Source organism: Streptomyces sp. NPDC104307 (genome assembly GCF_055584045.1).
This window is the reverse complement of the sequence record NZ_JBVJMU010000021.1, coordinates 1-20,413: the sequence shown is the minus strand read 5'-3', so window position 1 is coordinate 20,413 and position 20,413 is coordinate 1. Positions and strand designations below refer to the sequence as shown.

General features: G+C 70.9%; 12 protein-coding genes and 3 pseudogenes. 8 read left to right on the top strand and 7 right to left on the bottom strand.

Going from position 1 to position 20,413, the window contains the following annotated elements:
- Nucleotides 1–51 precede the first annotated feature (51 nt).
- The 5 genes and pseudogenes from ACZ601_RS34645 to ACZ601_RS34625 form a co-directional block, all read right to left on the bottom strand.
- Nucleotides 52–171 (bottom strand): annotated as a pseudogene (locus ACZ601_RS34645) (peptidoglycan-binding protein); the annotation flags it as partial.
- A 2-nt stretch (nucleotides 172–173) separates the two neighbouring features.
- Nucleotides 174–317, bottom strand: a pseudogene (locus tag ACZ601_RS34640) (helix-turn-helix domain-containing protein); the annotation flags it as partial.
- 238 nt (nucleotides 318–555) lie between these two features.
- Nucleotides 556–1,095: an SMI1/KNR4 family protein gene (locus tag ACZ601_RS34635; protein ID WP_469545308.1), complete on the bottom strand. Its 540-nt coding sequence runs from the start codon at nucleotides 1,093–1,095 to the stop codon at nucleotides 556–558.
- A 6-nt stretch (nucleotides 1,096–1,101) separates the two neighbouring features.
- Nucleotides 1,102–2,343: a DNA/RNA non-specific endonuclease gene (locus tag ACZ601_RS34630; protein WP_469545306.1), complete on the bottom strand. Its 1,242-nt coding sequence runs from the start codon at nucleotides 2,341–2,343 to the stop codon at nucleotides 1,102–1,104.
- Nucleotides 2,340–2,702, bottom strand: coding sequence for a WXG100 family type VII secretion target (locus ACZ601_RS34625; protein WP_469545304.1), 363 nt, complete (start codon nucleotides 2,700–2,702; stop codon nucleotides 2,340–2,342). Before ACZ601_RS34625 ends, ACZ601_RS34630 begins: the two co-directional genes overlap by 4 nt.
- Nucleotides 2,703–3,065: 363 nt before the next feature.
- Here ACZ601_RS34625 and ACZ601_RS34620 point away from each other — a divergent pair.
- Nucleotides 3,066–3,913: pseudogene (locus ACZ601_RS34620) on the top strand (IS5 family transposase).
- Here the strand turns inward: ACZ601_RS34620 and ACZ601_RS34615 are convergent.
- Together ACZ601_RS34615 and ACZ601_RS34610 are read right to left on the bottom strand one after the other, a co-directional pair.
- Nucleotides 3,910–4,254 carry a DUF2750 domain-containing protein gene (locus tag ACZ601_RS34615; RefSeq protein ID WP_469545301.1) on the bottom strand — a complete coding sequence of 115 codons (345 nt, stop codon included), beginning with the start codon at nucleotides 4,252–4,254 and terminating at the stop codon, nucleotides 3,910–3,912. The pseudogene ACZ601_RS34620 and the gene ACZ601_RS34615 sit on opposite strands and share 4 nt — an antisense overlap.
- A 336-nt stretch (nucleotides 4,255–4,590) precedes the next feature.
- Nucleotides 4,591–5,814 (bottom strand): glycoside hydrolase family 64 protein, encoded by a 1,224-nt coding sequence (locus ACZ601_RS34610; protein WP_440579465.1) that lies wholly within the window; start codon nucleotides 5,812–5,814, stop codon nucleotides 4,591–4,593.
- A 405-nt stretch (nucleotides 5,815–6,219) separates the two neighbouring features.
- Between ACZ601_RS34610 and ACZ601_RS34605 the strand changes: the two genes are divergently transcribed.
- The 7 genes from ACZ601_RS34605 to ACZ601_RS34575 all read left to right on the top strand — a co-directional run bounded on the left by ACZ601_RS34605 (nucleotide 6,220) and on the right by ACZ601_RS34575 (nucleotide 20,094).
- Nucleotides 6,220–10,089 (top strand): endo-alpha-N-acetylgalactosaminidase family protein, encoded by a 3,870-nt coding sequence (locus ACZ601_RS34605; RefSeq protein ID WP_469545299.1) that lies wholly within the window; start codon nucleotides 6,220–6,222, stop codon nucleotides 10,087–10,089.
- Between the two features lie 133 nt (nucleotides 10,090–10,222).
- Nucleotides 10,223–12,556, top strand: a complete 2,334-nt coding sequence (locus ACZ601_RS34600; protein WP_469545475.1) for a polysaccharide lyase 8 family protein — start codon at nucleotides 10,223–10,225, stop codon at nucleotides 12,554–12,556.
- A gap of 77 nt (nucleotides 12,557–12,633) precedes the next feature.
- Complete coding sequence (locus tag ACZ601_RS34595) at nucleotides 12,634–14,025, top strand: S1 family peptidase (protein ID WP_469545297.1); 1,392 nt, start codon at nucleotides 12,634–12,636, stop codon at nucleotides 14,023–14,025.
- Nucleotides 14,022–16,361, top strand: a complete 2,340-nt coding sequence (locus tag ACZ601_RS34590; RefSeq protein WP_469545295.1) for a serine/threonine protein kinase — start codon at nucleotides 14,022–14,024, stop codon at nucleotides 16,359–16,361. The genes ACZ601_RS34595 and ACZ601_RS34590 overlap by 4 nt, the downstream gene beginning before the upstream one ends.
- Nucleotides 16,362–16,400: 39 nt before the next feature.
- A complete protein-coding gene (locus ACZ601_RS34585) occupies nucleotides 16,401–17,846 on the top strand; it encodes a vWA domain-containing protein (protein WP_469545293.1) in 1,446 nt (481 codons plus the stop codon).
- Nucleotides 17,846–18,859: a hypothetical protein gene (locus ACZ601_RS34580; RefSeq protein ID WP_469545291.1), complete on the top strand. Its 1,014-nt coding sequence runs from the start codon at nucleotides 17,846–17,848 to the stop codon at nucleotides 18,857–18,859. Before ACZ601_RS34585 ends, ACZ601_RS34580 begins: the two co-directional genes overlap by 1 nt.
- On the top strand, nucleotides 18,856–20,094 hold the full coding sequence (locus tag ACZ601_RS34575) for a carbohydrate ABC transporter substrate-binding protein (protein WP_469545289.1): 1,239 nt from the start codon (nucleotides 18,856–18,858) through the stop codon (nucleotides 20,092–20,094). The genes ACZ601_RS34580 and ACZ601_RS34575 overlap by 4 nt, the downstream gene beginning before the upstream one ends.
- Nucleotides 20,095–20,413: the final 319 nt, after the last annotated feature.

Sequence of the window (20,413 nt, the reverse complement as noted above, 5' to 3'; positions counted from 1 at the left end):
GCGGGGGCGCCTGTGCGTGGGGGGAGCGGCAGTGGTGTGCGGGGACGGGGCTCAGTAGATCGGGTCGACGGTGGGGCCCTCCTGGGCCAGCAGGTCGCGGGCGAACTGCTCCCACTGGGCGTAGGCGTCGGGGAAGGCCGACACCTGCACGGCCTGGCACACCTCGCCCGGCGGCCTGGTGACCGGTTGGCCAGAAGGTTGATGACTGCGGTGGTGCGGCGTGGGGTGCCGACCGATACGCCGAAGCCGACGGAGATCGGGGCTAGGGTATCCAGCTTGCGCATATACACCGGAGCGAAGAGCGCCCGTTGGTGCGGCAGGGCAGCAAATCAACGAAAAACTAGCGCTGTTGAGTTGATACTTCGAACATCTCCGTATGGCGGAGGAAATGAGACTCGAACGCGTGTGAGGTTGACCCCACACGCGCCCCACTTATTTCACCGGGCGTGTGCGGGAGTACTCCGAACTGCCGTGAAGTCGGGAAGGTGAGACTTCTGAACAGGAACACACGGTGCTGAACACCCAGAACGGCAACCAGCCTGCGCCGCTGCGTGGTCAGGCGTTGGGACGTCGCTCGTAACCGGGGTTGTCGTCGGGGAAGTCGTCGGGGAACACATCGCTGACGTATTCGCGCCGCAGTACGTGCAACAGGTAGGTATCGACCGGCCCTTCGAAGAGATCGTAGGCGTCGCCGCGACCCGCGACGATCAGCACTCCCCACTTGCCGGGGTGCTTGTCCGGGAGCAGGAAGCAGAAGTCCGCGTTGTCCGTACCGCCCCACCGGATCAACTGGTCCGGCGCCAGTCCTCTTCGGCGGAGGAGTTCCTTGATATGAGGACGGGACGTGGTCTCGGTCATCGCATGACGAGCTGCGCACGTCCGGCTCACAAGATCGAGGTACTCGTTGTTGGCACCAGCACGGTAGACCGTCAGGAAGTCGTCGAACTGCGATCCGCCGAATACCTCCAGGAAGCGCATGAAGGAAGACGGAAAAGTGACCCCCAAGGCGGACTCGGCGAGGTCCCAGTCGTTGCGTACCATTCCTGTCTCCTTCCCCTTGGCGGGGAAGGCTGCAAGAAGTTCCAGGTCAGTCATGTGCACCTACTTGTTGATAACGGTTTGGTCGATGTCCAGCCCGCCACCTTTGGCGGTGATGTGGATGCCGGAGGGGACAAGGTCGGTGGGCGTCCTGTAGACCGGTGTGGCTGCGTAGTCCACCGTGTGACCTGCCGCGACGACGCTGTAGATCTCCTTCTCCAGATCGTTCATCACGACGTTATTGGCATGGTCGTACATGATCGCTATGTTCTCCGCTGCCTTGCCGTCTCCACCCAGCGACCTGGCAAGCAGGTGACCCCGTGTATGCCCGGCATCCGCTCCTCCCCATCCCGGCGGCTTCATACGCCGGGTCGTCCCGTCGCCCTTGTCGAGCATCGACTCGGTGATCCGTGTTCGGACGCCTTGAGACCTTCCTGAGGAGTCGAGCGGTAGCGCGTACGAGGGTGGTTGCTGCTCGCCCCTGCCGCCCCGTCCGGTACGCATCAGGGTGCCGAGACCGTCGAGGCTTGTGCCGCTGCCAGGGAGTGCGAAGTTCGGTCCGAGGCCGGGGATGCGCATCCCGCCCAGCAGCTCGGTCATGCCGCCCGCGTCGCCCACTGCACGGTAGGTGGCCGCTCCGCCGCCGAGGAGACCTCCAGTGAGGGATCCGTACATGGCGGCGTTGTGTACTTCGTCGAGACTGAGACCATCGCTTTCCCCCGTGATCATCGCTGCGGGTTGGGTGACGGCAAGGTCGACGGTGATCGACTCGATGCCGCCGATCGCGGCGGTGGCGAGGGTGGTACCTGCGATGGCAGCGATCTCTGTCGAGACGGTCACGCCCAGGGTGGCAGCGAGTTCGACTACGCTTGCGGTCGCGGCTGCGGCTGCAACCTCGGAGATGCCGGCGGTGAAGATGGCAAGGGCGGTGCCTGCGACAATGGTGGCGCCGACAATCTCAAGCTCGTGTTCCAGTTGCTTGACGGCGTGGTGGACGATGTCGGCGTATTGGTCGAGGGCCTTCGCCGTGTCGCGTGCGCCGTCAGTCATGTCCTGGAGCCAACCGTGGTGGTTGTGGTAATAGCGCCGCCAGTAGGGGTCGCCGAAGGCGGATATGGCCTCGCCCTTGTTGTGATCGATGATGCCGCGCGCTGATTTGTTCGCCGCGACAGTGACGTCCTCCAGGTCGTCGGCGAAGTCCCGCCATGCCTTGGCCGCATCTCGCAGACCGCCCTCGTCTGCGTCCGGCCACCACATTCCGGTGATGTCCTGGATAATCTCCTTTGCCTTGTCTGCTGCGCTCACTGCTTCGTCCCGTTGCCCTCGTGCGGGGCGGAGCCGGTCTTGCTGAACATCGAGCGAACGAGTTCTTCGTTATCGATATGACCGTCCGCCATGTCAGTCATGGCACCACGGATGCTGGCCAGACCGAGCGTCAGGACCTCAGCGGCGTGCTCCATTTTCTGTGCATGCGGGCCGTAGTGCCTTTGAAACTTCTGGCCTTGCTCGTCATCTCCCCACGGTGAACCGACAGCACTGAGAGTGGACTTGAGCTTGGTCAGTGCCTTGGACAGGTTTTGGCTGTGCGTGGCGAAGTGTGGGGCCGTCGCTTTCAGATCGGCAATTTTGATGTCGAGTATCTCGCTGTCGCCTTTGTCACTCAAGGCGTCGACCTCCTCGCGGGTTGTTCAACTGGCCTCAGAACGCTAACCCATCGAGTGAATTCGTGGTGGCGCTCATGTTGATGGAAGGGCAAAGTTTCCAAAAATCAATAGGTATTGAGGCCGTTGTTGGCGGTCAGGGCGCGGAGGCGGGTGGCGACGACTGCTACTGGTTTGAGGCGGGCGGTTGTTCGAGGTCCGCCTGGGCGAGCATCTCGTCGGCGGCATGAGTCACCTGGTCTGCGAGGACCGTGGTCAGGCCGATGGCTGCCCAGAGGTTCGGCGTCGCGGCTGCCGACGGGGGCGAACAGTCCTTAGAACTCCTAACGAAATGATCTTCGAGGTGCTTCAATCGCTCCGGGACTGATGATCCGGGGGTGCGGGGTGGCTCGGCCGAGGCCGTGGGAAGTCGATGACGAGTTGTGGGCGGCGATCGAGCCGCTGTTGCCCAAGGTTGAGCGCAGGACCCGGAACCCCGGGCGCAAGCGGCATCCGGACCGGCTCGTGTTCCAGGGCATCCTGTTCGTCCTGCACACCGGAATCGCCTGGGAACACCTCCCGCAGGAACTCGGCTTCGGCTCCGGCATGACCTGCTGGCGCCGGCTGGCCGAGTGGACCGAGGCCGAGGTGTGGCCGCGACTGCACGAGGCTCTCCTCGCCAAGCTCCGCGGCGCGAACGCCCTGGACTTCTCCCGGGCGGCCGTCGACGGCTCCCATATCCGCGCGTTAAAAGGGGCACCAAGACGGGACGAAGCCCTGTTGACCGGGGCGGGACGGGCAGCAAGCATCACCTGATCACCGATGCCACCGGCATCCCGCTCGCCGCCACCCTGACCGGCGGCAACCGCAACGACGTCACCTAGCTGATCCCACTTTTCCAGGCCGTGCCGTCCGTGCGGGGCAAGCGTGGCCGGCCCCGGCGCCGCCCGGAGGTGGTGCTGGGTGACCGCGGCTACGACCACGACAAGTACCGCCGCCTGGTCTGGGACCTCGGCGAGAAGCCGGTGATCGCCCGGCGCGGCACCGAGCACGGCTCGGGACTGGGCGCCCAACGCTGGGTAGTGGAGCGCGCATTCGCCCACCTGCACTGGTTCCGCCGGCTGCGGATCCGCTGGGAGATCCGCGACGACATCCACGAAGCCTTCCTCACCCTAGGATGCGCAATCATCTGCTGGCGGCGACTGCGCGCTCTGGCGACCGATGCCGTGGGCTAGCTATCTGCCGCTAGCCGGTTAAGGACTTCCCTGGGCGCGAAGCTCCAGCCGACCAGACGCGGCCCACTCCAGTTGATGCCGATCACGAGTCCGTCCCGGGCGGCATCGGGCAGTGCAAGATCACACCAGGCGTCCAAGGGCATGGAATCGACGCGGAGCCCACGCCCCCAGATCTTCGCCGCCCTCTGAGCCCGGGGTGAGGTCGACCAGAAGGGGAAACTCCGCGTGCCGTCCGCGGAGAGGTGAGTCGGACTTCCGTCATTGTCCCGGACAAACCAGACCACTCTGTTTTTACGGACGTCTCGGAAGAATGCCGCCGCTTGCGAACCGCTCTGACTCATAGCCGCCGAGCCTAGCGTTCCCCAAGATCCATTTCGTTAGGAGTTCTTAGGCCTTTGCATGTGCCCTCCTCGCCCGGAAGATCTTCGAGAGCGACGCCCTCGCAGGGGGCGAGAAGGAGGTGTACGGGATTCAGCGGCCATGGGGTCCGGACGGTGTCCTCCCCGCTGATCGTACGGACGCACCATCCGTGCTGCGGACTTCACCATCGTCTGAACGCCCGCCGGCAGGCCTTGGGGGCTCGACAGCCGACGCTCTCCCCGTACCGTACCGGCGCCCGCATGGCAGGGCCCCCGTCCCGCCCGGACGGGGGCCCTGCCGGTCTCCTTCGGTGGAGGTCAGGAACCGACGCTCACGGTGAAGCGCGTCGGGTTGCCGTCGTTCGCGGCACCCGAGACGTCCGGCTCACCGTCGGGGCGTACGTCGTCGTAGGGGAAGGCGTAGCCGATCGGGCTGTTGGCGTGCACGATCCGCGACCAGTGGTTGGTCACGTCGCCCTGGTAGTAGTCCGCCACCGTGGTGCCGTTCGGCTGGTCCGGGTGGCTGAGCATGATCGAGCGGTTGAAGCCGGCCGCGATCCGCGCCAGCAGGGCCTTCTTGTCGTCGTTGTCCGCCGGGTTGTTGGCGAACGGGCCGCCGTTGCAGGTGAAGATGTCCTGCGAGTTGGGCTTGGAGAAGGTGTGCCCGCCGTCGAAGGTCAGTGTGTCGCCGCTGACCCGTCCGGCGAGGACGCCACGGCCGCCCTGGAGGTCGATCCGCAGGTCAGTGGAGCGGTACTTCTCCCAGACCTCGTCGACCTGCGCGGTGAACAGGTTCCCGAACGGCATGTCGCCGCCGCCGGACGACGCCATCAGGTTCTGCGGCGAGATGACCCGCAGCACGTTGCCGTCCGAACCGCGCTTCACCAGCTGGTCCCAGGGCTGCCCGTCGGCGGCGGCCTGGGCGGTGAGGTCGTCGGCGATCTTCTGGACCGCGCCGTCCGGGAGCGGGGCCACGGTGTGCGTGCTGTCGCCCTGCAGGGTCAGGCCGATCGGCAGCGCGGTCACCAGGTCGACGTAGCTGATGTTCGCGTACAGCTGCTGCGGGTTGAAGGTGAACTCGCAGAACGACCAGGTGCGCCCGTAGTTCACGTCCGTGGGCGTGGCGAAGGCCGGTTCGACGAGGGAGGGGCCCGGGTTCAGGAAGAAGTCGAGGGTGTCGTCGTGCACGAAGTAGACCCGTGCCCCGTACATCTGGGGGAGCGTCACGACGACGGGTGCGGCGCCGGCCGCGTTCAGCGGGATGGCGCAGTCCACCGGCAGCGGGGTCTGCGGCGCCGCCGGGGACTCGGGGTGGTAGACGCTGCCGTCGGCCCGCAGCAGCACCCACTGGTCGGTGCCCTGCTCGTGGCCGGTGACGTATGCGTTGACCTTGCCGGACAGGGACTTGTTCTCCAGGGCCAGTTCGCAGGTCGCGGCGGCCGCAGAGGCGCTCGGGCTCAGCGCGCTCCCCCAGACGGGGTAGGTGAGTGCGGTCGCGGAGGCGGCGATGCCGCCCGTCAGGAACAGTCGGCGCGAAATCACGAGGGGACTCCTGAGGCGTGGGGGGTGGGGATGTGGGGATGTGGGGGTGGTGAACGGTGGGGGACAGGAGGGTCGCGGACGGCGCGGCGGTGCGGGGAGGTGGAACGAGCGCGTCCGCGGTGCGCACCACTCTCGCGAGGGCCGCGGCGACCGTCAAGACTTGTGACTGAGAGCGCTCTCAAAAATCGAAGGTCTTCACAACTCGACGCCCCGAGCCACTACTTGGCGTGCCCGTCCGGTCCGTCATTGGCCACCGTGATCAACATCTGAACACGGGCCCTGTGCTGCGTCCCACGCATTCCACGTGGTCCTACTTGGACTTACGCAGAGCGGTTGTTGGACTGGAGGGGCCCTCGGAGCCGTACGTCGTTGACGGTGTCCGGACACGGCGACTACGCAGAGCACATGTCGCCAAGATTCACTACGGCGGGCGCTGCTGCCGCCGCCTCAGCCGCCGTCCTGGCTCTGGTGGGGACCGCCCTCCCCGCCTCAGCCGCCGCCCCCGCGCCCGCCGCGGCCGAATCGGCCGTCGCGGCGGGCGCCGTCATCGCCTCCGCCCAGCTCGCCGTCGCCGTCGCGGACGACTTCCCGCGCGTACTGACGTACACCGACCGGGCCTCCGGGAACCAGCTGTCCGGCTCCACCCGGCCGGTCACCTCCGTCACCCTGAACGGCACCGTCCACGACGTGAAGCTCAAGGGCGCGCCCAAGGTCACCAAGTCGGCCGCCCGCTACACGCTGACCTTCGCGGATCTGCCCGGTGTCGAGATCGACGCCTCGCTCTCGGTCTCCGGACGCGCCACCACCTTCAAGGTCACCGCCGTCCGCGACACCGCCGCCTTCCGGGTCGCCACGATCGACATCCCCGGCCACGACCTCGTCTCCGTCGCGAGCACCGACGCCGGGGCTGCCACCGCCTTCACGAAGCTCGACCCCGACTCGACGAAGACCGCCGACGTCTTCGCGAAGGTCACCGACGCCACCAAGGCCGACGCGGCACCGGTCGGCGGCACCTACGCGATTCTCAACACCGGATCGCTGGCGGCCGCCGTCGAGTCCAACTCCTCGTACGACAAGCCCGCCGGCGCCACCGGCGGCGACGACGCCCGCTTCTGGCACCAGGCCCGCAAGGACGACGACGGCACCACCCGGGTCGGCGTCTGGTCCGGCCAGTGGACCTACCGGGGCGACGGCGCGCCCAAGCCGGAGAGCGGCGACAACCTGCCCTGGGCGAAGGTCGTCGTCACGCCCGACGCCAACGGCGACGGAGCCGTCGACTGGCAGGATGGCGCCGTCGCCTTCCGCTCCATCGGCGTGGTCGCGCCGGGCAGCGAGGACACCGCGGACCGGGTCGTCACCCACATCCCGTTCAACTTCGCCAGCCAGGCCACCCACCCCTTCCTGCGCACCCTCGACGACGTCAAGCGGATCTCCCTCTCCACCGACGGCCTCGGCCAGCTCGCGCTGCTCAAGGGGTACGCCTCCGAGGGCCACGACTCCGCCCACCCCGACTACGGCGGCAACTACAACAAGCGCGCCGGCGGGCTGAAGGACCTCAACGAGCTCCTGAAGGACGGCAAGAAGTGGGGCGCCACCTTCGGCGTCCACGTCAACGCCACCGAGGCCTACCCGGAGGCGAAGGCCTTCGACGAGAAGCTCGTCGACAAGACCAAGCCCGGCTGGAACTGGCTGAACCAGAGCTACTACATCGACCAGCGCCGCGACATCAACAGCGGCGACCTGGCCAAGCGCTTCCAGCAGCTGCGCGACGAGACGAACAGCAACCTCAGCATGCTGTACATCGACGTCTACTACACGCACGGCTGGATCGCGGACAAGACCCTCCAGTCGATCCAGAAGCAGGGCTGGAACGTCTCCAGCGAGTGGGCCGACAAGTTCGAGCGCGGCTCGCTCTGGTCGCACTGGGCCAATGACCTCGACTACGGCGGCGCCACCAACAAGGGCCTCAACTCGCAGATCATCCGGTTCATCCGCAACGACGAGAAGGACGTCTGGAACAACGACCCGGTCCTCGGCCAGAGCGCCATCGACGAGTTCGAGGGCTGGACCGGCGAGACCGACTGGAACGCCTTCTACGACAACATCTGGCAGCGCAACCTGCCCGCCAAGTACCTCCAGCAGCAGAAGATCACCCGCTGGGACGGCAACGACATCACCTTCACCGGAGGCGTCAGCGGCACGGTCGAGGACGGGAAGCGGACCTTCTACGACCACGGCCGCAAGGTGCTCAGCGGCACCGACTACCTGCTCCCGTGGGACGGCGGCAAGAAGCTCTACCACTACAGCAAGACGGGCGGTACGAGCAGCTGGGCGGTGCCCTCCAAGGGCACGTACACCGTCTACAAGCTCACCGACAACGGCCGCGTCAAGACCGGCACGGTCCGTCCCGTGGACGGGAAGATCACGCTGAAGGCCGAGGCCGGGCAGCCGTACGTCCTCTACCCGGACAAGGCGCCGAAGGCCGCCGACGCCAAGTGGGGCGAGGGCACCCCGGTCGAGGACCCCGGCTTCAACGACAGCAGGCTGCCCGACTGGTCGAAGACCGGCACCGCCGTCCGCGACACCGACAGCCAGGGCCGCAACAGCGCGAAGCTCTCCGGCACCGGCACGGCCGCGCTCTCCCAGTCCATCGGCGGACTGAAGCCCGGCGCGCGCTACACCGCCTCCGCCCTGATCGAGGTCCAGCCCGGGAAGACCCGGCACACCACGCTGTCGGCCGGCGGGAAGTCCGTCGCCGTGGACCGCTCCACCGCCAAGGACCAGGTCGCCGCGTCCGACTGGCACGGCACGTACTTCCAGCGCGCGAAGGTGAACTTCACCGCCCCGGCCAACGGCCGCACCACGCTGCGCGTCGAAGCCGCCAAGGGCAGTGCGGCGACCGTCCGCGCCGATGACGTACGCGTCGTCGCCAACGCCCCCGCCACCAAGAAGAACACCGTCGTGTACGAGGACTTCGAGGACGTCGACCAGGGCTGGGGCCCCTTCCTCAAGGGCGACGCGGGCGGCTCCACCGACCCCCGCACCAGCATCTCCCAGCTGCACGCCCCGTACACCCAGGCCGGCTGGAACGGCAAGCTGACCGACGACGTGCTCGGCGGAAGTGAGTCCCTCAAGGCCCACGAGGAGAACGCCGGGATCGTCTACCGGACCGCCCCCTGGACCGTGCCGATGGCCGACGGCCACCGCTACCGGGTCGAGTACGACTACCAGTCCAGCCACTCCGGTGCCTACGAGTGGGTCGACGGCTACGACCGGATCACCGCGGACGGCAAGGCCGACTCCGTACAGACCCGGTCCACCGCCATCGGCGCCCAGCACACCACCGGCCACTTCACCGAGACCGTCACGGCGGGCTGCGGCGACACCTGGACCGGGCTGCGCAAGCGCGACGACGCCCCCGAGGGCGCCGACTTCACCCTCGACGGCTTCACCGTGACCGACCTCGGCAAGGCGCCTTCGGGGGAGCAGGCCGCCTGCGGCACGCTCACCGTTCAGCCGGCCGGTGAGACCCTGGAGCCGGGCACCGCCAACACCGTGAAGGCGAGCTTCACCAACTACGAGGCCACCGACGTCGCCGGGGTCTCGCTGGGCCTGACCGTCCCCGAGGGCTGGCAGGCCGAGCCCGCGGGCCCCGTCACCTTCGACTCGGTCGCGGCCGGTGCGAAGGTCACCGGAAGCTGGCGGGTCACCCCGCCGGTCGACGCCAAGTACCAGACGTACCAGCTGGGTTCCAAGGCGGCTTACACGGTCGGCGGCGGGCAGCGGAAGCTCGGCGCGCAGACCTCGGTGCGGACGCTGCCGCCGCCGCCCACCACCGACAGCTGGGCCAGTGACCTGGACTGGACGGCCTCCGAGAACGGCTGGGGACCGGTCGAACGCGACCTCTCCAACGGCGAGACCGGCACCGGCGACGGCACCCCGCTGACCATCGGCGGAACGGTGTACGAGAAGGGCCTCGGCAGCCACGCACCCGCGAAGGTCCGCTACTACCTGGGCGGGAAGTGCACCTCGTTCACCGCAGAGGTGGGCGTGGACGATGTGCAGAAGAGCGCCGGCAGCGTGCAGTTCTCCGTGACGGCGGACGGCACCGAGAAGGTGAAGTCGCCGGTCCTCAAGGCCGCCGACAGCGCCTGGTCGCTGACGGCGGACGTCACCGGCGCCAAGTACGCCGAGCTGGTCGTCGGTGACGGCGGCGACGGCAACGGCAACGACCACGCCGACTGGGGCAGCGCCCGCTTCCACTGCGGCGGCTGAGTAACGGCACACCACACGAGGGGGCGGGGCCGAGTACCGGGCCCCGCCCCCTTCCCCGTCGTAGTAAGCGCGTGCTAGACCAACACCCACCCGGTCTAAACCACTTGCACACCGGAGGTTGCTCGTGTCACTTCTGCCCGCCTGGTCACGCCGTGCCTTTCTCGCCACCGGCAGTGCCACCGCACTGGGCCTCGCGCTCGCCCCCACGGCCCGCGCGGAAGAGGCCGAAGACGAGTTCGAGACGCTCCGGCTGCGCTGGAACGAGCTCTCGCTCGGCACTGGCTACGACCCCGCCGCCGAGCCCTACGCCTCCCGGCTCGCCGGCACCGGCGAACTCGCTGCGGAATTCCGCTCGACGATGGCCCCCGCCGCCGACTCGCTCTGGGCCGGGCACACCTTCGACCCGCCGGCCGGCATCACCTGGAGCTACACCCGGCTGTGGACGATGACCCAGGCCTACGCCCAGCAGGGCACCGGCCACACCGGGGACGCGGAGCTGCTCGACGCCGTCGTCCAGGGCCTCGACCACCTCTCCACCACCGTCTACAACCCGTCCACCACCCCGTACGGCAACTGGTGGGAATGGCAGATCGGCAGCCCGCGCCTGCTCATGGACATCGTCGCGGTGCTCCGCGACGAGCTGGGCGAGGAGCGCGTCCAGGCCGCCTGCGCCGCCGTCGACCACTTCGTCCCCGACTCCGCGCTCACCGACTACAGCGGCACCTCGACCGGCGCCAACCGGGTCGACCTCTGCCGTTCCGTGGCCCTGCGCGGCATCCTCGGCCGCGACGGTGCCAAGACGGCGCTGGCCCGCGACGCCCTCTCGCCCGTCTTCCCGTACGTGAGCGAGGGCGACGGACTGTACGCCGACGGCTCGTTCATCCAGCACACCTGGATCGCCTACTCGGGCACGTACGGCCAGGTCATGCTGGACGGCCTGGGGCGGCTCTTCGCACTGCTGGCCGGGTCCACCTGGGAGGTCACGGACCCGGGCCGCCAAGTCATCCTGGACAGCGTCGAACACGCCTACGCGCCGCTCATCCACGACGGCCTGATGATGGACAGCGTCAACGGCCGCGCCATCAGCCGGGGGCTTCTCAAGAGCGACGAACTCCAGGTCATGCGCAGCGACCACTTCCACGGCCAGGGACTGATCGCGGCCGTCGCCCTGCTGGCGAACGGTGCCTCCGCCGCCGAGCGCGACCGGTGGAACGGCATGATCAAGGGCTGGATCGAACGGGACACCATCAGCCCCGTCCTCACCGCCCCGCAGTTCGGTGTGGCCGACCTCGCCCGGCTGCACGCGGCGGCCGCCGCACCCGTCCCCGCCACGCCCGAACCCGTCGGCCACACCCTGTTCGCCGCCATGGACCGGGCCGTGCACCGGCGCCCCGGCTGGGTCGCCAACCTCGCCATGTCGTCGGAGCGGATCAGCTCCTACGAGTGCGGCAACGGCGAGAACGCGCGCGGCTGGCACACCGGGGCCGGAATGCTCTACTGGTGGCAGGGCGCCGACGGGGGCGGCCAGTACACCGACTGGTTCTGGCCCACCGTCGACCCGTACCGGCTGCCCGGCACCACCGTCTCCACCAAGCGGCTCGCGGACCGGGCCGGCGGCGAGTGGGGCGAACCCCGGCCGGACACGCGGTGGGTGGGCGGCGCGCACGACGGCGAGTTCGCGGCGGTCGGCCAGCACGTGAAGGGCCTGGACTCCACCCTGGAGGCCCGCAAGTCCTGGTTCTGCGCGGCGGACACGGTCATCTGCCTCGGCGCGGGCATCACCGCCGCCGACGGGGTGCCCGTCGAGACCGTCGTCGACAACCGCAACCTGGGCCCGGACGAGGGCGGGCAGGCCCTCACCGTCGAGGACCGCGCACGGCCCCGCTGGGCCCATCTGGAGGGCCACGGCGGCTGGGTGCTGCCCGGCGGCGCCGCCCTGCACACCCTGCGCGAGGCCAGGACCGGCGCCTGGTCCGACATCAACACCACCAGCTCCGCCGAGCAGCGCACCCGCCACTGGCAGACCCTCTGGCTCGACCACGGCACGGACCCGTCCGGCGCCGGCTACCTCTACCTCCTGATGCCCGGCGCCTCCCGGCGCACCGTCGCCGCCCGCGCCTCGGACCGGCACTGGCTGACGGTGCTCGCCAACACCGCCGCCGTCCAGGGCGTCTGTGTCCGCTCCCTCGGACTGACCGCCGCCAACTTCTGGCAGCCCGGCACGGCCGGACGGCTCTCCTCGACGGGCCCGGCCAGCGTGCTCGTCCGCGAGGGCCGGGGCGCGTCCACGATCCGTATCAGTGCGCCGGACCGCAGCGGCACACCGTTCGAGGTGGTCTGGGACCGTCCGGTGCGCCAGGCCGTCCCGGCGGACCCGGGCATCGAGGTGCGCGCCACCGGCCGGCGGCTGGTGCTCGGCGTGGACCCGGGGAAGGCCGGTGCCACGCTGAGGTGTGACCTCCGGTAGCCCCTGGGGGTGATCCGGCGGCCGGAGTCTGCCGGAGTCTGGGAAGGACGGCCGCCGCACGCGTACGCTCAGGAGCCATGGGGGAGTTGAGAGCGGACTGGCGGCTCCGGTTACGCCGCGGCGGTCCCGACGGCGAGGTGTGCGGGGCCGGGGTGCTGCTCACCCAGGACCGCATGCTGACCTGCGCGCACGTCGTCCGGGAGGCGGACGCCCGGATGTGGGTGGAGTTCGCGGAGAACCCCGGGATCCCGCCGGTCGCCGCCCGGGTCGCGCCGGACGGCTGGCTGCCCGCCCGTGACGGCTCGGCCCGTGAGGACATCGCCGTACTCGCGCTGGACAGCCCCCGCCCGCAGGCGGCGCCCGCGCCGCTGGGGCGGCGGCTGGAGCGCGGCGGGGAGGTGTGGATCGGCGGCTACTCCCAGGCCTTCGACGACGGCATGTGGCTGACCGGCCGGATCAGCGGACTGCACGGCGCGTGGGTGCAGCTCGACGCCGGCCGGAACGTCGAGGTGGTGCGCCCCGGGTTCAGCGGCGCGGCCGTGCAGACCCGGGGCGAGGGACCGCACACCGACCGGGTCGTCGGCCTGGTGGTGAGCTGGCGCGGTGATCTGGAACTGGAACTGCCCGACGAGAACGACCTGGCGTTCTCGTACATGATCCCGGTCGACCGCATCGCCGAACTCGTCCCGCTGGTGGCCGAACTGAGCGGCCCCGACGGCTGGGACAGCGGACTGTCCGAGCGGCTGCGCGACTGGTTCACGGGCGTGGAGCAGCCCGCCGTACGGGTCGGAGTCGTCCCGCACGGCGGCGGCCGGGACCGCACACTGCGCCACCAGCTCCACCGGGCCCACCTCGTCCACCGGGGCGGCCGCACCCGGCCGGAGGAACTCGTCGAGACGCTGGTGGCGCAGCTGCGGCCACCCCGCCACCAGCGCAACGCCTACCGCGACTGGCTCCTGGAGGGCGGTGCGGAGCCGGAACGCTCGCTCGAAGGACGCCCGGCCGGATCGGGACCGGTGCTCGCCGTCATCGGCCTGGACGAGGATCACGACCCGGGCGCGCTGGTGCCCCTGCTGGCACGGGTGCGGACTCTCGGCTTCCGGCTGCTGGTCATCTTCCGCAGCGGCGAGGGCGCGGTACTGGACGAGGTGGCGCGCGAACTGCTGATACCGGCCCTCGACGAGCGGGCCGAGGTACTGGTGCGCAGGACCGAGCGGTTCGAACAGGAGTGGGTCAGGCTGCACGGCCTGCTCGACTCGGCGTCCATGGCCCCCCGCCCCGGCACCGACGCGGCCACCCGCCGACGTCAGCTGCTCGCCCTGCGCTCGCTCAGCGACCCGCGCGAACAACTGCCGGCGCTGCGACAGCTGTTACGCGAACTCCGCGGCGACCTCGACGAACGGGCCCGCTCCGGGCCCGCGCGGCTGCCCGGACAGCGCACCGGGCCGGGTCCGGCGGGCGGCCCATGAGGATTCCGTGCCCGCACCGCCGGTTCACCGGGGCCCCCTGCGACGGGGCCGTCCAGACCACCGGCTACTGCGACACCTGCGGCCGCGACGAGGCGGACCCCGGACTGCCGCCGCTGCCCGCCGCCCCCGAGCGGCACGGCCCCGCCGGACTCCTCGAACTCCCGCTGCTGGAGCCGGGCAGCCCGGCCGACCGGCTCAGCGCCGCCGAGCATCCGGTGCGCATCGTGATGACGTGCTCGGCCGAGGCCTGCGGAGTCGCGTTCGTCCCGCCGTACACCGCCACGGCACCGCCGGAGGAGGGGCACTGCCCCCGCTGCGGCGCCCCCTACTCCTACCGCCCCGAGCTGACCAGGGGCGGACCGCCGCTCCAGGACCAGTACCGGATCCGGGGCCCCATCGCCCACGGCGGCCAGGGCTGGGTCTACCTGGCGGAGGACACCCACCTGGAGGACCTCGTCGCCGTCAAGGGACTCCTCAACCGCTACGCGGAACGCGGCGCCGCCCAGGCCGGCGAGGAGCGCCGCAGCCTCGTCGCCATCCGGCACGAACGCATCGTCCAGATCCGCGACTTCGTCTCCACCCGCAACGCCGACGGCACGGTGTCCGGCGGCTACATCGTGATGGAGGACGTCGGCGACCGGACGCTGTCGGCCGTCGTCGAATCGACCCGGCAGGGCCAGTTCGTCCTCGACATCGAGCACGTCATCACCTACGGCTGCCAGATCCTGGAGGCCCTCGCCCATCTGCACGGCATGGACTTCCTCTACGGCGACATGAAGCCGTCCAACGTCATCCACCACCGCGACGGCATCAAAGTCATCGACCTCGGTGGGGTCCGCAAGGCCGGTTCCACCGACCCGCCCCCGGTGATCACCCCCTGGTTCGCCGCCCCCGAGATGGACGGCAGCACACCGCTGACCGTCGCGCACGACCTGCACACCGTCGGCGTCACCCTCGCCGAACTGGCCGGCTGGGCGGTCGGGGACGACGTGCCCGGACTCGGCACCAGCTCCTTCCGGCTGGTGGTGGAGCGGGCCACCGCGCGCGACCCGGAACGCCGCTTCGGCTCGGCCGAGGACATGGCGGGGCAGCTGCGCGGAGTACTCCGCGAGATCCGGGCCCTGCGCGGCAAACGCGACCAGCCAGAACCCTCGGACTTCTTCACCCCGTCCACCGAACTCCTCGGCGTCCGGCTGGGCTCTGTGCCCGACTACGCGCGCTGGCTGCGCCGCCCGCTGTACGGCCGCCGGGAGACACCCCGGTCGCCCGCGCTCGACTCCGGACTGCCCACCCCGACCGAGATCGCCCGCGGGCTGCCGGTGCCGCGCCCCTACCCGGGCGACCCGCAGGCGGCCCGGTTCGGGGTCAGCAGCTACGACCCGGGACAGCCGCTGGCCCAGCCCGCCCACGGGGAGCAGTCCGTGGAGATCTGCCTGCACAACGCCCGGCTGCTGCTCGGCCAGGAGGGCGAAGAGGCGTTCGCGGCCGCCCGGGAACAGGTCGAGGCGGCGGCCGCCATACCGGGACCAGGGCCGGTCCGGGAGTGGCGGCTGAGCTGGCACCGGGGGCTCGTCGCGCTGCGCGGAGCCGATGTGCTGGACGAGCGCGGGCCGATGCTGCGAGAGGCCCTGGAGCAGTTCTCCGCCGTGCACCGGGCCCTGCCCGGCGAGTACGCGGCCAAGCTGGCGCTCGCCTACGGCGCGGAACAGCTCGCCCACGGCTCGGAACAGCTCGCCCACGGCGCGGAACCCCTCGGCGCGGACGGCACCGCCCCGGCCGGGCACTCCGCGTACGAGCTGTTCCGCGCCGTGCACGCCCGCAACCCCTCGCACGTCGGCGCCGCACTGGGGCTGGCCCGACTCGCCCTGGCCCGCGGCGACCGGGCCGCGGCCATCGACGTCCTCGACCTGGTGCCGGACGAGTCGCGCGACCACACCGTCGCCCGGATCGCCGCCTTCCGCGTCCGGGCGGGGCGGCTCGCGGCGGGCGAGCGGCCACTGCCGCAGGAGGCGGAGATCGACGCCTGCCTCGCCCTGCTCACCCCGGCGCCCGGTACGCACCCTCCGCTGGTCGCGGGCGACGAACCGGCCTGGCTGCTGCGGACCGAGCTGTACGAGTGGAAGCTCGACGCGGTCCTGGCGGCGGCCGGCGGGCCCGGTCGCCCCGGGCGGTGGGCCCGGACCGGACTGCCGCCCCCGGCCGTGCCCGGGGAACGGGCCGTGCGGACGGAACTGGAGCAGTGCTACCGCTGGCTGGCCCGGCAGCGGGCGGCCCCGGCCGAGTACGAGCGGCTGATCGACCTCTCGCACGCGGTCCGTCCGCAGACCCGGTCCTGACGCCCGCCCGCCCGCAACGACTTCACTGGAGGCAGCCCCTTGGGCGCTACCGGCACTCCGCCCGTCTCCCGGCTGCCCGTCGGGCTGAAGGTGTCCGTCGACGTCCGGCGCGACCAGCAGCCGCACCACGACGCCCGGATCGACGCCCATCTGCGGGTCAAGGCGGTCGGAGTCGGACCGAACGACGAGGTCCCCGCCGTCGAACTCGCCGTCGTCATCGCGCTGGACGTCGCCGCGGCGCGCCGGGAAGCCGCGGCCGCCGCCCTGGCCACCGCACTGCGCGCACTGCCCGACGGACTCTCGTTCACCGTCCTGGGCGGCGCCGACACCACCGGGACGCCGACCGGCTGCTACCCGCTGCGCGGCCGTTGGGCGCTGTCCGACACGGCGGAGAAGCGCCGGGCCGCCTTCAGCGCGGGCCGGATCGCCCCGGCCGCCGGAGACCGGCCGCCCGTCGGATACCCGGTCTGGCTCGCCGCCGCCCGCGAACTGTTCGCCGAGCGCCCGCTCCCGGTACGGCACCTGCTCCTGATCACCGACGGGAGCAGCGACGACGGAACGGGCGCCCCTGACCTGGACGAGCCCGGCCCGGACGACAGCGCGCTCAGCACCGAACTGGGGCGCTGCGCCGGGCGGTTCACCGCAGACGTGCTCGCGCTCGGCGGCGACTGGGACCCCGCGCCGCTGCTTGCCGTCGTGGAGCGGCTGCACGGCAGCCCCGTCGACGCGCCGGACCGGTTCGGCCCCGCCGTCGCCGAGGCCGTGCAGCGGCTGCGCCGGGTCCGCAGCCCCGAACTGCCCGTCTCGGTCCGGGCGCGCCCGGCGGTGCGCGAGGTGACCCTGACCGAGACCGCCCCCGGCCGGCAGGTGCTCGACGCGATGCAACGGCCGGACGAGCCGCGCCGGTTCGACTTCCCTACTCACCAGTGGGAGCCGGGCACCCGCGACTACCTCCTCACCCTGCGGGTCGACGCGAGCACCGACCCGCTGAGCGTCCTGCTGCAACTGGCCACCGTCTCCGTCGGCGACTCCATCGCCCCGCTGCTGGTCCGCTGGCTGCCGCCCGGAGTCGCGGTGGGCGCGGCGGCGAGCGGTGGCGGGGGCGACACCCTCCAGGCGATGAACGTCGCCACCCGGATGCGGACCGCCCTGGACCGCGGATACCTCGCCCTGGACCCGCTGACCAGGGGCGAGGCCGAGCAGCAGTTCGGCCTCGCGGTCAGGCTGGCCAACGAGATCGGCGCCGACTGGGTCCTGGACAAGGTCCGCGAGGTGGCCGAGATCCTGGAGGGCTCCCGGGGCGTGGTCCGGGTCGGCCCGACCGTGGACCCGGCCACCGTGCGCCGAGGCCGGCTGCACATCGCCTCCGGCCACCTGCTGGACCTGCCGGAGCACCCCACCGGGAAGCCGCAGAGCTGCCCGGACTGCCGCCACCCCGCCGGGCCCCTCGCCCGGTACTGCATCCCCTGCGGAAGGCGGCTGTGATGCCCTCGCCGACCCGTCGCACCCTGCGGGCCCGCCGGGCGAGCGGCTCCCGCACCAGGCGGCTGCTCGAACTGCACCTGGTCGTCATGGTGGTGACCGCACTCGTCTCGACGACCCTGCTGCTCGCCTCCTACCGCGAGGTGCAGAACTCCGCGGGCGAGCTGCGCACCCGTGGCGCGCCGGCCGTCCAGGGAGTCTCCGCCACCCAGCTCGCCCTGCTCCGCGCCCACTGGGAGGCCCAGGCCTCGGTCCGCCAAGGCATCGACAACGTGATCGGCGCCGGAGCCCGGTACGAGAACCAGCTCTCCGCCGCCGACCAGGGGCTGTCCCGGCTCTCCGACGTACAGATCGACGGCGAACGCGGCCGGGGCGTGCTCAAAACGGTCAACGGCCTGCTGACCTCGTACAGCAGCTCCATGACGCCCGGCTCCGTCAAGTACGTGGACGACGACCTGATGCAGCGGGAGAAGTTCGAGGAGGCCGAACGCATCCTCGGACGGCCGGGCACCGGAGTGGTGCCACGCCTGGACGTCCTGCAACGGCACCAGATGCAGCGGGTCGGCAGGGTCAGCTCCATGGGGGCGCTCCAGCAGACCGGCTGGGCGGCCACCGAACTGGGCCTCCTGGTCATGGCCCTGACCTCGCTCTCGGCGCTGTGGGTGCTGCGGGTGCGCTGCGGGCGCAGCCAGGACCCCTGGCTGCTGCTCGCGCTGCTGGCCGCGGTCGCCCTGGCCGTCGTCCCGCTGTGGGCGACCACCGCCACCCAGGTACGGCTGGATACCGCCCGCGAACGGCTCGTCGCGATCGAGGCACGCGCCCACGACACCCAGGACCTGGCGGCCGCACAGCGGGACGTCACGGAGAAGTCCACGGTCCTGCGCGGCGGGCTGGCCGCCCAGTCCTGGCAGAGCTGGACCTACTACGGGGCCCTGGGCGGCGGCGCGCTGATCGTCCTGCTGCCGGCCGTCGGCATCTGCCGACGGCTCAACGCCGACTACTGGAGGGCCGGATGACCCGGCTGAACCGCGCCCTGTTGCTCGTCCTGGCACTGTTCCTGACCGCCGCCGGCTGCGGGCTCTCGGCCCCCGGCGGCAGCGACGAGGAGCCGAAGGTGACGATTCTGGGCCCGTGGACCGACGACCAGGAACGGCAGTTCAAGGAGGTGCTGGACGGCTTCGGCATCCCGTACACCTACCAGGGGACCGCCGCCACCCGCGAGGTGCTGCTCGCCGAGGTCCAGGCCGGCGACCCGCCCGACATCGCGATCCTGCCGGGCGTCGGTGAGCTGGTCGAGTACGCGCAGGAGGACCGGCTGCAGCCGCTGACCGGCCTGTACGAACGCGAGGAGTACGGGAACCCGTGGCAGCCCGGGGCGCAGGGCATCGCGGACGACCTGTGGGTACCGCTCAAGGCCGACCTCAAGTCGATCGTCTGGTACCGGGGGAGTGAGCCCCCGGCTCCGGCCCCCGCGCCGCTGAGCGCCTGGTGCATCGGCATGGCGGACGACGGCGCGTCCGGCTGGCCAGGCAGCGACTGGATCGAGGACCTGATCCTCCAGCGTGCGGGCCCGACGCTCTACGAGCGCTGGGCGACCGGCGACCTGGCGTGGACCGACGCGCGCGTGAGCAGCGCCTGGACCACCTGGGCCGGGCTGCTCGCCCAGGACCGCGACGCCGCGAGCCACGCGCTCCTCGACGACCACCGGGGCCCGGTCGGCGGGCACGGGCTGCTCTTCGGCGGCGGCTGCGAACTGGAGCACCAGGGCTCCTTCGCCCGCGCCTTCTACGGGGACCGCAAGGAGGCGGCCGGTTTCATGGACTCGGCGTCGCTGCTGCCCGGCGGCCCGTACACGGTGAAGGCCCACGAGGTGGCGGCCGACTTCGCCGCGCTGTTCGGCCGGGGCGGCCGGGCCCGTGACATGATCAGGCGGCTCGCCTCTCGCGCGGGCCAGGAGGACTGGGGCCGCAAGGGCGGGGTCTTCTCACCGAACGCGGCGGTCCCGGCCAAGAAGGGCGCGGTGGAGAAAAAGATCAGCGGCCGTTTCACCGAGCAGCGGGTGCCGCTCTGCCTGGACGCCTCCGACGTGATGCCGGCCGCCGTGCGGGACGCGTTCTACGAGGCGGTGCTGCTGACCGTCGCGCATCCGGAGGAGCCGGTACGGCGGCGGCTGGAGGACATCCAGAAGGTCCAGGACGCCCAGTCGTCCGACACACCCCGGCTGACCGGAGTGTGCGGCAGAGCACAGTGAACACCGAGGACGCCCATGTTGGGTTCCCACAAAAGGTGAGGGGTGCGGGCTGGCACTTCGCCTGCATGGAGCAAGGCTTCTGTCAGGCTCCACCAGGAAACCGGGCAGGAGACTGTACGGAGTCGACGGCAGGATTTTCTTGCCGGAGTTCGTAGGGTCGGTACATGACCGTTGTGGACGAGACCCAGGGCGAGCCGAGCGACACCCGTGGCCGGGTGGCGGAACTGCTGGCGCTGCGTGAGCAGGCCCGGCGCGGGCCGAGTGACCGGGCGACCGAGGCGCAGCACGCCAAGGGGAAGCTGACGGCGCGTGAGCGTAT

Coding starts and splice junctions, on each gene's coding strand:
- ACZ601_RS34635 (WP_469545308.1), bottom strand. CDS start 1,095: ATGACTGACCTGGAACTTCTTGCAGCCTTCCCCGCCAAGGGGAAGGAG.
- ACZ601_RS34580 (WP_469545291.1), top strand. CDS start 17,846: ATGCCCTCGCCGACCCGTCGCACCCTGCGGGCCCGCCGGGCGAGCGGC.
- ACZ601_RS34590 (WP_469545295.1), top strand. CDS start 14,022: ATGAGGATTCCGTGCCCGCACCGCCGGTTCACCGGGGCCCCCTGCGAC.
- ACZ601_RS34605 (WP_469545299.1), top strand. CDS start 6,220: ATGTCGCCAAGATTCACTACGGCGGGCGCTGCTGCCGCCGCCTCAGCC.
- ACZ601_RS34615 (WP_469545301.1), bottom strand. CDS start 4,254: ATGAGTCAGAGCGGTTCGCAAGCGGCGGCATTCTTCCGAGACGTCCGT.
- ACZ601_RS34595 (WP_469545297.1), top strand. CDS start 12,634: ATGGGGGAGTTGAGAGCGGACTGGCGGCTCCGGTTACGCCGCGGCGGT.
- ACZ601_RS34575 (WP_469545289.1), top strand. CDS start 18,856: ATGACCCGGCTGAACCGCGCCCTGTTGCTCGTCCTGGCACTGTTCCTG.